13 protein-coding genes are annotated in these 12,384 nt (G+C 66.3%); 7 read left to right on the forward strand and 6 right to left on the reverse strand.

What is annotated here, in order from left to right:
- Positions 1-8: 8 nt before the first annotated feature.
- Positions 9-1,196 carry a DUF3667 domain-containing protein gene (locus tag ACXYMR_RS11715; protein WP_458943053.1) on the reverse strand — a complete coding sequence of 396 codons (1,188 nt, stop codon included), beginning with the start codon at positions 1,194-1,196 and terminating at the stop codon, positions 9-11.
- Between the two features lie 58 nt (positions 1,197-1,254).
- Positions 1,255-2,886: a peptide ABC transporter substrate-binding protein gene (locus ACXYMR_RS11720; RefSeq protein ID WP_458943054.1), complete on the reverse strand. Its 1,632-nt coding sequence runs from the start codon at positions 2,884-2,886 to the stop codon at positions 1,255-1,257.
- A gap of 132 nt (positions 2,887-3,018) precedes the next feature.
- Here ACXYMR_RS11720 and ACXYMR_RS11725 point away from each other — a divergent pair, with 132 nt between their 5' ends.
- The gene (locus ACXYMR_RS11725) at positions 3,019-3,621 is read left to right on the forward strand and encodes a hypothetical protein (protein WP_458943055.1); all 603 of its coding nucleotides are present in this window, start codon (positions 3,019-3,021) and stop codon (positions 3,619-3,621) included.
- A 20-nt stretch (positions 3,622-3,641) separates the two neighbouring features.
- The gene (locus ACXYMR_RS11730) at positions 3,642-4,349 is read left to right on the forward strand and encodes a hypothetical protein (protein WP_458943056.1); all 708 of its coding nucleotides are present in this window, start codon (positions 3,642-3,644) and stop codon (positions 4,347-4,349) included.
- An 83-nt stretch (positions 4,350-4,432) separates the two neighbouring features.
- Here ACXYMR_RS11730 and ACXYMR_RS11735 read toward each other — a convergent pair whose 3' ends face one another.
- The 3 genes from ACXYMR_RS11735 to ACXYMR_RS11745 form a co-directional block, all read right to left on the reverse strand.
- The gene (locus tag ACXYMR_RS11735; RefSeq protein ID WP_458943057.1) at positions 4,433-5,341 is read right to left on the reverse strand and encodes an ABC transporter permease subunit; all 909 of its coding nucleotides are present in this window, start codon (positions 5,339-5,341) and stop codon (positions 4,433-4,435) included.
- Positions 5,341-6,273, reverse strand: a complete 933-nt coding sequence (locus ACXYMR_RS11740; RefSeq protein WP_458943058.1) for an ABC transporter permease — start codon at positions 6,271-6,273, stop codon at positions 5,341-5,343. The genes ACXYMR_RS11735 and ACXYMR_RS11740 overlap by 1 nt, the downstream gene beginning before the upstream one ends.
- A gap of 72 nt (positions 6,274-6,345) precedes the next feature.
- Positions 6,346-6,501 (reverse strand): hypothetical protein, encoded by a 156-nt coding sequence (locus tag ACXYMR_RS11745; RefSeq protein ID WP_458943059.1) that lies wholly within the window; start codon positions 6,499-6,501, stop codon positions 6,346-6,348.
- Positions 6,502-6,644: 143 nt separating this feature from the next.
- Between ACXYMR_RS11745 and ACXYMR_RS11750 the strand changes: the two genes are divergently transcribed.
- Together ACXYMR_RS11750 and ACXYMR_RS11755 are read left to right on the forward strand one after the other, a co-directional pair.
- On the forward strand, positions 6,645-7,583 hold the full coding sequence (locus ACXYMR_RS11750; protein ID WP_458943060.1) for a hypothetical protein: 939 nt from the start codon (positions 6,645-6,647) through the stop codon (positions 7,581-7,583).
- A 5-nt stretch (positions 7,584-7,588) separates the two neighbouring features.
- Positions 7,589-8,512, forward strand: coding sequence for an MBL fold metallo-hydrolase (locus tag ACXYMR_RS11755; RefSeq protein ID WP_458943061.1), 924 nt, complete (start codon positions 7,589-7,591; stop codon positions 8,510-8,512).
- Here ACXYMR_RS11755 and pdxH read toward each other — a convergent pair.
- Entirely contained in the window at positions 8,503-9,171 is a 669-nt protein-coding gene (pdxH, locus tag ACXYMR_RS11760) for a pyridoxamine 5'-phosphate oxidase (protein WP_458943062.1), read from the reverse strand. The two genes, ACXYMR_RS11755 and pdxH, sit on opposite strands and share 10 nt — an antisense overlap.
- 90 nt (positions 9,172-9,261) lie before the next feature.
- Here pdxH and ACXYMR_RS11765 point away from each other — a divergent pair, with 90 nt between their 5' ends.
- The 3 genes from ACXYMR_RS11765 (at position 9,262) to ACXYMR_RS11775 (ending at position 12,297) form a co-directional block, all read left to right on the forward strand.
- Positions 9,262-9,771, forward strand: coding sequence for a J domain-containing protein (locus ACXYMR_RS11765; RefSeq protein ID WP_458943063.1), 510 nt, complete (start codon positions 9,262-9,264; stop codon positions 9,769-9,771).
- A gap of 46 nt (positions 9,772-9,817) precedes the next feature.
- Positions 9,818-10,909 (forward strand): chorismate synthase, encoded by a 1,092-nt coding sequence (gene aroC, locus ACXYMR_RS11770; protein ID WP_458943064.1) that lies wholly within the window; start codon positions 9,818-9,820, stop codon positions 10,907-10,909.
- A 116-nt stretch (positions 10,910-11,025) separates the two neighbouring features.
- Positions 11,026-12,297 (forward strand): hypothetical protein, encoded by a 1,272-nt coding sequence (locus ACXYMR_RS11775; RefSeq protein ID WP_458943065.1) that lies wholly within the window; start codon positions 11,026-11,028, stop codon positions 12,295-12,297.
- Positions 12,298-12,384 lie beyond the last annotated feature (87 nt).

Below are 12,384 nucleotides of genomic sequence, written 5' to 3' on the forward strand. Positions count from 1 at the left end.
AGGGTGACCTAGACCGAGAAGATGCCGATCAGAAACAGCGCCAGGAAAGCGATGGACAGCACGTTGAGATACACGAAGTCGACGAACATCGTGCGCACCACCGACGAGAAGCGCCCGCACTGATAGACCCGCCGATGGATCCGGTAGAGGTAGAAATTGGTCCACAGGAACAGGATCAGCAGCACCCAACCGATGCCGAACAGGGCATTGACGGGCAGCATCAACAGGAAGGCGAAGAACAGGAAGGCGTGGAAGTGGAGCGACACCACGAGGTGGTCGTAATAATAGAAGCCGCGCTTGTAGAAATGGGTCACGGCCAGGATCAGGGCGTAAACCGGCAACAGGGCGAACATCAGGCGCGGCGCCCACCGTTTCATCTCGGCGAACAACCGCTCACCGCCATCTTCGGAAATTTCCCGGGCGCGGCGTTCCAGTACATCCCCGTCTTCGGGTTCGGCGAACCCGTCAATCATGCCCTGGATGAAACTCTCCGCGGGATCGGAGGGGTCACTCTGCAACTCACCGGCGCCCTCGCCTGTCGGCGTTGCCGGGTCGGCCTCACCTGCATCCTCCACCGGCCCCGCCTCGTCCGTCGGCCGGGCCGTCGAGCCCTCGCGGCCGACCGCCTCGACGACCTCGCTGATGCGCGCTCGCTGGTCCGGCGAAATTCCGGCCTCGGCGAGCTCGCGCTCGACCTCCTCCAGCGTTTCCCCCAGCTGCGCCTCGCTGAGCACGGGCTCGCTGCCTGCATCGATATTAAGTCCCCCGCTATCGAGCGCATCCAGCGCGAAGAAGGCGAAGAAGAACAGCACGCTCGCGGTCAGGTAGAGCCGGAACGGCATGACATAGCGGGCGCGCACACCGGACAGATAGCTGCGGGTCAGATGTCCGGGCTTGAAGACCAGCGCCGGCAGGGTCCGCCACAGTCGCCCCTCCAGCCCGAACAGGCCGTCGATGACATCGGCGATCAATTCCCAGATCGGGCGGTGGAAATGGTCGGCGCTCTGGCCGCAGCTGTGGCAGACGGGCCCCGCGAGCCGGGTTTCGCAGTTCGAGCACTGGCCTGGCGGCGTCGGTGGCGGGAATTTGGTCGCACGTTCGCGCCGACGCCGCCGCGATGCCCCAACGGCATCACCGATCGCACCCTCGCCAGCGCCGCCTATGACGGCATCACTGATGGTGTCGCTGCCCGACATGGCCGGGCCCCCTGCCCCGGCCGGCGCGGGCGCCGGTCAGCCGGCGCCCGTCCCGGTCCTAGTTCTCGGCGTCGTCCTGCCCGGCATCGGCAAAGCACAGATAGCGGGTCCGGTGGATGTCGACGAGATTGTCTTCCCACCCGGTGAGGTTCGGATTCACCAGGTTCTTGTTGACGTAATAGACGATCGGGATGATCGGCATGTCGTCGATCAGCATTTCCTCGGCCTCGGCCAGCATGCGGCCGCGCACCTCGAGGTCCTGCTCCCGATTGGCCGCCTCGACCAGCGCGTCATACTCCGGATTGTTGTAACGGGAGTAGTTCATCGGGATCGAGCGATACTCGCCCAGGAACAGGAAATTGTAGGCGTCGTTATAGTCCGCGATCCAGCCACCATCGGCGACCTGGAAGTCGGACGCACGCAGATTGTCGTAATGGATCTGCGTGTCGTTCACGATCAGCGACGGCTCGACCCAGTCGGCGATCGCCGACCAGTCGTTCTGGACCACCGGAGCGACGCGCGGATTGTCCCGCGTGGCCCGATAGGTGTACTCGAAGCGGAACGGATTGTCGGGCCCGAAGCCGGCCTCTTCCAGCAGCTCGCGCGCCATCTCGCGGCGCTCGGCCACCGGCGTCCCGGCCCAGTCGGCCTCGACACCACCCGGATAGTTGGCAACTCCCGGCGGCACCAGCGAATAGGCCGGCACGAAGCCCGCCCGCAGGATCTCGTTGGCGATGAATTCGCGGTCGATGGCCATGCCCAGTGCATTGCGCACGCGCGGGTCGGCGAATTGTTCACGCGTCGTGTTCACCGAGAAATAGATCGTGCCCATGTACGGGTGGACGCGGACATAGTCCGGGATTTCCCGCTGCAGGAAGTCCATCTGCTGGCCCGGGAAATCATTGTTGATGTGCAGCTCGCCATTGCGCACCCGGCGTCCGGCGGCGCTGTTGTCGACGGTCGGATAGTAATAGACCTCGTCGATGCACACGTTTTCATTGTCGAAGAAACGCTCATTGCGCTCCAGGTGCACGAAGTTGTTCGTCCGCCAGTCTTCCAGCGTGTACGGCCCGTTGGTGACCATGTTCTCCGGGCGCACCCATTCATCACCCACCGCCTGGACCACATGCCGCGGCACCGGGAAGGTGGTGTAGTGGGTCAGCAGGCCGGCCAGGTAAGGCGCCGGGTTTTCCAGCTGAATCTCCAGGGTCCGGTCATCCACGGCGCGCACGCCGATTTCTTCCGGCGTGATCTCTCCGCGGCTGGCTGCCGCCACACCGCGCACGGGGAAGAGCAGCGAGACATACTGGGCACCGGTCTCCGGTGTCACGATGCGCTGCCATCCATAAACGAAGTCGTGCGCCGTCACCGGCTCACCGTCCGACCACAGGGCCTCGCGCAAGGTGAACGTCCAGGTCAGGCCGTCCTCGGATACTTCCCAGCTTTCCGCCATGCCGGGAATTGGCTCGCCTTCGGCGTTCTCGGTGAACAGGCCGATGAACATGTCGCCAATGATATTGTTTTCCCACGACCCGCTGGCCTTGTGCGGGTCCAGCGACAGGGGCTCGGAAGAATTGCCCCGGTGCAGGACAAGCGTGTCGTCGTCTTGCGGCTGGTTGCCACCGCAGGCTGCGAGAGCCAGCGTCGAGGCACCAAGAAGGGCGGTCCACAGGGTCTTGTTACGGTTCACGATATCGGTCTCCCCTCCGATGCGTCTGGGCGATTCGCCTTGGCCGATTGTTCTAGCGGAACATGCGCAGCCGGTCGACAGCTAGAACGACCTCCCGCATAGTTCGTCCACTGCGAATTTGGACCAGAGAACATGAACGTACGATTACTCCTTTTGCTTCCGGCGCTTGCCATGACGGCTCCGGCCCTCGGACAGGCGGCTCCACAGCCGCTCGAGCCCCTGTTTGCGTGCCGCGAAATCGCTGATCCGCAAGCCCGCCTGACCTGCCTCGATGCTGCTGTTGAAGCGCTGCATGCACGCACCGAAACCGGCGATGTCGTGGCGGTGGCGCGGCAGCAGATCGAGGCTGCGGAGGAAGCCACCTTTGGTCTCAGCATTCCGAATTTCCGCCTGCCACGCTTCGGCGGCGCGGGCAGTGACGATGCGGAGCTGGCCGAGGCCGCCGAGGCCGTGAGCGCGGCCAGCACCCACACCGTTATCCGGGAAGAGGACGGGGATATCGAACGCATCGAGGGGCTGGCCGTGACCGAACTCGAGGAAAACCGTTCCGGCAAGGCAGTCATAACCCTGGCCAATGGCCAGCGCTGGGTGCAGACCGACCAGACCCATGTCTCGCGCCTGAGCCGCGGCGCCCAGCCGGGCATGACCGCCTCCATCCGTACCGGAGCCCTGGGCTCCTACTTTATGCAGTTGAGCACATCCACCCGCTGGTTTAGGGCCGAGCGGACCCAATGAGTGACGAAGGAATGGCAAACATGAAATCGACCACCGGGCTGCTCCTGGCCGCCCTCACCTGCAGCACCGCCCTGAGCGGTGCCAGCCTGGCCCAGGATGACGCCGTGACCGGTGTCCTGGCCTGCCAGGGCATTGAAGATGTCAGCACCCGTCTGGCCTGTTTCGACGCTGCCGCTGTCCGGCTTGCCGCAGCCCGCTCGGAGGGCGAAATCGTCATCGTCAGCCGCCAGGACGTCGAAGCGGTCGAGCGTGACAGCTTCGGCTTCAGCCTGCCCAGCCTGCCCCGCTTCCGGCTGCCGGTCCTTGCCGGTCGGGCGGCGCATGATGCTCTCGACAGCTCGACCACCGCGGCAACCACCGCTCCCGCAACCCAGCCCAGCGCACCGGCCGCGACGACCGCTCCAAGCATCTTCGCCGCGCCCACGCCAAGCCCCGCCCCGATCGCCGAAGCGGCTGCCGAGAGCGATGTCGTCATTCTCGAGCGCAATCGCGACGGCGATGTCGACCGGGTCCGCATGGCGCTCGAGCGCGTCCGGGTCGTCGGCTACAACACGCACGTCTTCCACATGGAAAACGGCCAGGTCTGGCGTCAGACCGATGACGGCCGGGTCCGCGTGCCGCGCGATCTCGAGGGCGCGTTCGCCGAAGTGCGCCGCGGCGCCATGGACAGCTATCTGCTGCGCATCAATGGCGAGGGCCGCGCCGTCCGCGTCCGCCGCGAGCAGTGACGCCCCCAGGCCACTGAACGAGATAAGCCGCCCCGGATATCCGGAGCGGCTTTTTTCTTGTGGCTGCCGGGTTTGTGGCCTGGTCAGCGATCCTTGGGATCGATGGCGTCGCGCAGGCCGTCGCCGATGAAGTTGAGGCAGAACAGCGTCACCATCATCGTCACGGCCGGGCCGATCAGGGTCCATGGCGCCGGCTCCATGTCCTGTGCACCGGCCGAGATCAGGCGGCCCAGCGAGGTCAGCGGCTCCTGCACGCCCAGGCCGAGGAAGGACAGGAAGCTTTCCGCCAGGATCACCACCGGGATCATCAGCGTGACATAGACCACTACCGGTCCGAGCACGTTGGGAATGATGTGGCGCTGGATGATCTTGAAACGCGACACGCCGGCGGCCTCGGCCGCCTCGACGAATTCCATCTTCTTCAGGGCCAGCGTCTGGCCACGCACGATGCGCGCCATGGTCAGCCATTCGACGGCGCCGATGGCGACGAAGATGAGCACGATGTTGCGTCCGAACACGACCATCAGGATGATCACGAAGAAGATGAAGGGCAGCGAGTAGAGAATGTCGACGAAGCGCATCATGGCCTGGTCGACGCGGCCGCCGATGAAGCCCGCCGTCGCCCCCCAGGTCACACCGATGACCAGCGACACCAGGGTCGCCACCACGCCGACCATGAGCGACACGCTCAGACCGACCAGGATACGCGCCACCATGTCGCGCCCCTGGGCATCGGTACCCAGGAGGTGCCAGTCCTCGAACGTCGGCGCGATCCACACCTTGTCGCGATAGATCGTGTCGTAGTCGTGCACCCACACACCCATCTGCCCGAGGATGGCCAGCAGGACGAGCACGCCCAGAATGACCATCGACACCACGGCGGCGCGGTTGCGGAACAGGCGCGCGCGCGCATCCTCCCACAGGGACCGGCCCTGCACGGCGGTCTTCTCGAGCAGCTCGGCCTTCTCGGTCGGGGTGGACAGCGTGGACATTACTCGTACTTAACCTTGGGATTGAGCGTGCCGTAGAGCAGGTCTGCGACCAGGTTCAGAAGAATGATCAGCGAGGCGTAGACGATGACCACGCCCATAACCACGGTGTAGTCACGCTGCAGCGCCGCATCGACGAAATGCTTGCCGATGCCCGGCAGCTGGAACACGCGCTCGATGACCAGCGAGCCGGAAATCACCGCTGCCGAGGCCGGGCCGAGATAGCTGACCAGCGGCAGCACCGCCGAACGCAATGCGTGGCGCACGATGACGGCCGGTGCCGACAGGCCCTTGGCCCGCGCCGTGCGGATGTAGTTGGAGCGGATAACCTCGATCATGGAGGCCCGCATCAGGCGGGCGATGATGGCGATCTGCGGCAGGGCCAGCGTGATCACCGGCAGGATCAGCCGGTCGGTCGTCATGCCGAACCGCGGATCCAGCCCACCGGTCGGCACAAGTCCCAGATAAAGACCGAAGACGAGCGCCAGGATCGGCCCCATGACAAAGGGCGGGATGGAGATACCCACCATGGCAAAGGTCATGACGGCAAAGTCGCCGCTGGTATTCTGGCGCAGCGCCGCCACGGCACCGAGCAGCGAGCCCACTGTGATCGCCAGGATCATCGAGAACAGGCCGATCGTAGCGCTGACCGGGAAGCCCTCGGCGATGATCTCGGCCACGTCCTTGTCGCGCAGCTTGAGCGACGGCCCCAGATCGCCCTGGAACAGATTGCCCATGTAATCGAGATATTGTTTCCAGACCGGCTGATCCATGCCGAAATTGGCCAGCATGATCTGGCGGATCTCTTCCGGCATCGGACGTTCCAGATCGAACGGACCGCCAGGGGCCGCGCGCATCATGAAGAAGGCGATCGCAATGATCACCAGGAGCGTGGGTATGGCAACGCTGATGCGTCGAAGGACGAATGCAAACATGAACAGGCGGCTCAATCCGAGTTTTGCGGAAGTTTCATGGGGCGCGACACGATGTCAATGAAGGCGCTGCCGTTACAGTGCAGCTGTGCCGCCCTCAATGGGCGGCAATGGGGCCGTCCGTGACTGTGTGACTTGCGGTGTCGCGAGCCCTTGAGCCAACTGCATTACGATGAGGAAAACCACCAGCCAGCCGAGGCGCAGCAGGCGCTTGCTCACAAATTCGGCCATGATCGTCCTCCGCCTGTCTCGTCCCGGTCCGCCGTCGCAAGAACCGGACCGCTTGGCCGCCGCGCTCACTGTCGAGTCAATTGCATGCCGGTGGGAGATGCGTAGGATGCGCCTCGGGGTAATAGTGCGGGAAGGTCGGCGGCATGCACAGTGCGCTGTGGTGGCGGGATTTCGAGTTCGAGGACGGTGTGGTCACCGTCAAGAAGACCGGCGCCCGCCTGCCGGTAGAACCCGGACTGATCGGCGAAGTGCTGTCCTGGCTGCCATTCTACGTCGTTGCCGAGGGCTGGCGTTTGCGCAACCTGTCCCGATCCGGGCCGCGCATCTGGTTCGCGCCCGACCGGCCGCGGCCCTGGTATCTCGTCTGGTCCGTGCTGCACGCCGCTGGCGCCCGCATCGCCGAGACGCCCGACCAGGCCGACGCCGTCTTCCTGTTCGACGATTCCACCACCGGCCCCGGGCTCGACCTGCCGGCTGGCACCCTGGCCATCAATCGCGACTGCCAGAGCATCGCCAAGTCGCACGTGGCCGAGGTGTTCGAGGAGTGCTTCGGTTACTCCCTCGCCGTTGACCCGGCGCACTGGACCGGCCCCATGGTCGAGAAGTCCGAACGCAATGGCGCACATGACGGTCGCATCATTTCCGGTCCCTGCGAAGCCCGCCCCGGTCATGTCTACCAGCGTGTTATCGACAACACCGTGGCCGGCGACAAGGTCGAGGACATCCGCTGCCCGACGCTCGGCGGGCACATCCCGCTGGTCATGCTGAAGCGCCGCCCGCTGGCCGACCGCTTCTCCAATTCCAACGACACTGTCAGCGTGGCCGAGACCGACAGCGTGTTCACGCCCGACGAGCGCGACCGGCTGGCCGCCTTCGCGCGCCGCATGAAGCTGGACTGGGGCGGACTGGACGTGCTGCGCGACCGCCGCGACGGCCGCATCTTCGTCGTCGACGTCAACAAGACCGAGCTCGGACCACCGGTGGCGATGGGCCTCGAGGACCGGATCCACGTCACCCGCCGGCTGGCCGACGCCTTCCTTGTCTACATGCGCCAGGCCGAGGCCGGCCGCACCCCCGCCTGACCGGCATGGTCACCATTCCCTTTGTCCAGCAGAGCGAAGTCGAGCACGGGCGCTGCGAACAGCTCACCCCGCTGATCCGTCGTGTCATCGCCGACAATCCGGGTCCCTTCACCTATACCGGGACCGGTGTCTACATCATCGGCCGCGGCACGGTCGCCGTCATCGATCCGGGCCCCGACACGCCGCGACACGCCGCCGCCCTTCACGCGGCGCTCGGAGGCGAGACCGTCAGCCACGTCCTCGTCACTCACCACCATCTGGACCATTGCCCCCTCGCCCATCCCCTGGCCCGCCAACACGGTGCCCGTGTCCACGCGCGCAGCCCGGCCGCGACCGGTCCCGGCCAACCTGCGCAGGCCATGGAGGAAGGCGCCGACCCGGGTTTCCGGGCCGATGTCGAACTGGCTGACGGCGACTCGCTGCACGGCCCCGGCTGGACGCTGGAAGCCCTGGCAACGCCGGGCCACACGGCCAATCATGTCTGCTTCGCCCTGCACGAGGAAAACGCCCTGTTCACCGGCGACCACGTCATGGGCTGGGCAACCAGTGTGGTCCTGCCGCCGGACGGTCATATGGGCGATTACCTGGCTTCGCTCCAGCGTGTGCGCGAGCGTGATTTCGCCACGCTCTGGCCGACGCATGGCCCGCCGGTCACCGAGCCCGGCCCCTTTCTCGACGCCTACATCGCCCACCGCATGGAGCGAGAGCGACAGATCCTAGCGCAGCTACAAGCCGGCGAGACACGGATCCGGGCCATTGTCGAACGCCTGTACACGCATATCAACCGGCGACTATTCCCGGCCGCCGCCCAGTCCGTGCTGGCCCATCTCATCCACTTGGTGGAAACCGGCCGCGCCCGCATAGACGGTGAACGCACGCCCGGCCTGGATGTGGACTATCGCCCGGTCACACCTGACGGTCAGGGATAGAGCCGGGTCACGCTCCAATTGGCGTCAGGGCCGGACCGGGTGAAGTGCATCCGGTCATGGAGACGGAAGGGCCGGTCGCGCCAGAACTCGATGCTCGAGGGCACGACACGAAAGCCTGACCAGAAGTCCGGGCGCGGCACGCCGGCCACGCCGAACCGGCCGACCTCGCGGGCGACCGCCCGCTCCAGGGCAAACCGGCTTTCCAGCGGCCGCGACTGCTTCGACGCCCAGGCGCCGATCCGGCTGTCTCGTGCCCGCGACGCGAAATATTCATCCGCCTCCGCGTCACTCACCGCCTCGACCCGGCCGCGTACCCGCACCTGCCGGCGCAAGGACTTCCAGTGAAAGCACAGCGCCGCCTGGCCGTTCTCGGCCAGCTGGCAGCCCTTGGCACTCTCCAGATTGGTGTAGAAGACGAAGCCGCGGGCATCGAAGTCCTTCAACAGCACCATGCGCACGTCCGGCAGCCCCTCCTCGTCCGCGGTGGCCAGGGCCATCGCGTTGGGATCATTGGGTTCCTTCTCGCCCGCTTCGCGCAACCACTCGCCGAACAGAGAGAACGGATCGTCCCGGTCAAAGATCTCTTCCGCATTGGCATCCGCCGTGCGGGCATAGTCCTCGGCATCCGGAGAGGGTGGAATGGCGTCTTTTCGGCTCATGCTCGGTGTCCTGCGCAAAACTCATCCCTAGGTACGCCCCAGCGGCCCGGCGTCAACCTTTCGGGAATCTTCTCGTGCTAAGAGCGAATCATGACTTCGCACGATTTGAGTATTTTGGAAGCGTATGCGGCGTTCGGGCTGGCCCCGGACGCGGGCGTGCGGGCGGCCAAATCGGCCTTCCGCGAACGCGTGAAAATGCTCCATCCCGATGTCACACCGGCCTCCACGGAAAGCCTGTTCGAGCTGTCGCGCATCGTCGCCGCCATAGAGGTGATCCGCGCGGCCGGCCCGATCAGCCTCGAACTCAGCCTCAGCGCCGACGAGGCCCGCACCGGGGTCACCCGCACGCTGCGCTGCGACGGTCGCCCGATCATCGTGCGCGTACCGGCCGGCACGCCCACCGGCACATGCCTGCCTGCCGTCGGCGAAACCCGGCCATGCGTGCTCGTCCGGGTGGACGCGGCACCGCAACAGGCCGACCTCCCGGCCGCCTCGCCACATTTCCGAGACGAGCTCGACGGCTTCATCGACGAGTTTTCGCGTACATCGGCGCACGCCCGCTTCGCCCGCTGGATCCGCAATGCGCAGCCCGCCGCGTGACCTGACGGGCCGGCGCGACTAGATTGCCCCCAACAGCGGGGTCTCCATGTCACACAACAGTTTCGGACACTTGTTCCGCCTCACCACCTGGGGCGAAAGCCACGGACCGGCCATCGGTGCCGTCGTTGACGGCTGCCCGGCCGGTATCCCGCTCGATGAAAGCGACCTGCAGCCCTGGCTCGACCAGCGCCGTCCCGGCACCAGCCGTCACGTCACGCCGCGCCAGGAACCCGACCAGGTCCGCATCCTGTCGGGCACGTTCGAGGATGACCGCACCGGCGGCCCCGTCACGACCGGCACCCCGATCGCCCTGATCATCGACAATGTCGACGCCCGCTCCAAGGATTATGGCGAGATCCGTGACATCTGGCGGCCCGGCCATGCAGACTTCACCTACGACATGAAGTACGGCGTACGCGACTATCGCGGCGGCGGCCGCTCCTCGGCCCGTGAAACCGCCATGCGCGTCGCCGCCGGGGGCATAGCCCGCAAGGTGCTCGGCGAGACCATCTCGGTCCGCGCCGCCCTGGTCCAGGTCGGTGAACGCGCCATCGACCGCTCGCGCTGGGACTGGGACGAGGTCGGCCGCAACGCCTTCTTCTGCCCGGACGCCGAGACCGCCGCCCTGTGGGCCGAAGACATGGACGCGCTGCGGCGCGACGGCTCGTCGACCGGCGCCATCGTCGAGGTCGTGGTCTCCGGCGCGCCAGCCGGCTGGGGCGCTCCGGTCTACGGCAAGCTCGACAGCGACCTCGCCGCCGCCATGATGACCATCAACGCGGTGAAGGGCGTCGAGATCGGCGCCGGCTTCGCCTCAGCCGCCCAGCGCGGCGAACAGGCCAGCGACGAAATGCGCGCCGGCGAGGACGGGCCGGTTTTCCTCGGCAATTCCAATGGCGGTGTGCTCGGCGGCATCTCCACCGGGCAGGACCTGGTCATCCGCTTTGCCGTCAAGCCGACGTCCTCGATCCGCATCGAGCGCCAGACCCTCAACCGCGATTTCGAGGAAACCAGCATTTCCACCCGGGGCCGGCACGATCCGTGCGTCGGCATCCGTGCCGTGCCGGTCGGCGAGGCCATGGCCGCGCTTGTCCTGGCCGATCACAAGCTGCGCCACGCCGCCCAGAGCGCCTTCTGACCCAGGCCTGCCCTGGAACATGAAGGCCGCGTTCATGTTAGGCTCATCCGCCCCCGCCTAGCCTTGTGGGTGATTGGCCGGCCCTCGAGTCGGCGCCCTTCGAAAAAGGAGCGCCCATGTCCCCGCGCACACTCCGCCTGACCGGCGCCTCGGTCTTTGCCCTCCTGCTGATGCCCGCGACGCTTGTCGCGGCTCCGGCGGACGCCCAGCATCGCGGCGACGACCGTGCTTCGGCGCTTGAACAGCATTCCCGCCAGCGCGCCACCAGCCCTCGCGCCGAGCGCAATAGCCGTGGTGATGTCGACCGCCGTACGGTCGAACGCCGAGTGCCGGCACCGAGACAGGCTGAGACCCGACCGCCCCGCCGCCCCCAACATGTCGCCTCGACGCCGCCGACCCGCCGCGCTGAAATAGACCCGGCCATCAATCGCGGGGGCGACCACCCGCGTCGCAGCGGTCGCGAGGGTCGCCGGCCCGGAACCACTCCCTTGGCGCCGAATTATCGCCACCGGCCGGGTACCGGCTCATTGGCCGGGCTCACCCCGCAGCCGGGCGACCGGCACTTGGTTGACCGGGACCACAGGGACCACCGTGTCGGCCGCGACGATCGCCGTGACCGCAGGTTTGACCGCGATGACTGGCGCGACGACCGCTACGGGCGCCACGACCGCCGGGATCGCCGCTATGACGAGCACCGCCGGGACCGTCGTTACGATCATCGCAGGGATCGCCGTTACGATCACCGACGCGATCGGCGCTATGGCTATCACCACCCGCGGCGCTACGAGTATGCCCAGCGCCGCCGCGCCTTCTTCCACGACCGGGCCCACCTCGAACACAGGCTCTGGGTCTCGCACCTGAATCACGGCTGGTCGCGGTCGCGCTATTACGGCCATTACGGCCCCACCAACCGCTGGCGCTACAATGACCGCTATTACCGCCACGGCTACGACCGCCGCAACTTCGCATATTACGACGGGCTGTGCCGCTATGAGCGCAACGGCAACGGGGCGGCGATCGGCGCCCTGCTCGGTGCCGTTATCGGCGGAGCTGCCGCCGGCGATGACAATGTCGGGGTCGGCATCCTGCTCGGTGCCGGCTTCGGTGCGGTGCTCGGCTCCAGCCTCGATCGCCTCGACCAGTGTGACCAGGTGCAGTACCACTACGCCATGAATTACGCCTTCGAACACGGCCAGCCCTACTACTGGGCAAACCCCTATTCAGGCGTTCGGGGCACCGTGGTAATCCGCGAAACCTACTACCAGTCCAATGTCGAGTGCCGGACCGGCGATGCCGAGATCTACATGCCCGACGGCAGCTATAATTACGAACGCGTGCGCATGTGCCGCGACCGTTATGGCGACTGGCAGGTTGCCGCCTACCAATAAGGCACGGCGGGTCACGCCGGGGATGCCCGCCCAGCATGGGGCCGGTGGTTTCACCGGCCCCACTTTGCTGAATGCCACCTGCCCGCA

Source organism: Maricaulis sp. CAU 1757, assembly GCF_054482675.1.

What these genes read in the sequence shown, in the direction of transcription:
- ACXYMR_RS11715 (WP_458943053.1), bottom strand. Translation starts at nt 1,196, where the DNA reads ATGTCGGGCAGCGACACCATCAGTGATGCCGTCATAGGCGGCGCTGGC.
- ACXYMR_RS11725 (WP_458943055.1), top strand. Translation starts at nt 3,019, where the DNA reads ATGAACGTACGATTACTCCTTTTGCTTCCGGCGCTTGCCATGACGGCT.
- ACXYMR_RS11730 (WP_458943056.1), top strand. Translation starts at nt 3,642, where the DNA reads ATGAAATCGACCACCGGGCTGCTCCTGGCCGCCCTCACCTGCAGCACC.
- ACXYMR_RS11735 (WP_458943057.1), bottom strand. Translation starts at nt 5,341, where the DNA reads ATGTCCACGCTGTCCACCCCGACCGAGAAGGCCGAGCTGCTCGAGAAG.
- ACXYMR_RS11740 (WP_458943058.1), bottom strand. Translation starts at nt 6,273, where the DNA reads ATGTTTGCATTCGTCCTTCGACGCATCAGCGTTGCCATACCCACGCTC.
- ACXYMR_RS11745 (WP_458943059.1), bottom strand. Translation starts at nt 6,501, where the DNA reads ATGGCCGAATTTGTGAGCAAGCGCCTGCTGCGCCTCGGCTGGCTGGTG.
- ACXYMR_RS11750 (WP_458943060.1), top strand. Translation starts at nt 6,645, where the DNA reads ATGCACAGTGCGCTGTGGTGGCGGGATTTCGAGTTCGAGGACGGTGTG.
- ACXYMR_RS11755 (WP_458943061.1), top strand. Translation starts at nt 7,589, where the DNA reads ATGGTCACCATTCCCTTTGTCCAGCAGAGCGAAGTCGAGCACGGGCGC.
- pdxH (WP_458943062.1), bottom strand. Translation starts at nt 9,171, where the DNA reads ATGAGCCGAAAAGACGCCATTCCACCCTCTCCGGATGCCGAGGACTAT.
- ACXYMR_RS11765 (WP_458943063.1), top strand. Translation starts at nt 9,262, where the DNA reads ATGACTTCGCACGATTTGAGTATTTTGGAAGCGTATGCGGCGTTCGGG.
- aroC (WP_458943064.1), top strand. Translation starts at nt 9,818, where the DNA reads ATGTCACACAACAGTTTCGGACACTTGTTCCGCCTCACCACCTGGGGC.
- ACXYMR_RS11775 (WP_458943065.1), top strand. Translation starts at nt 11,026, where the DNA reads ATGTCCCCGCGCACACTCCGCCTGACCGGCGCCTCGGTCTTTGCCCTC.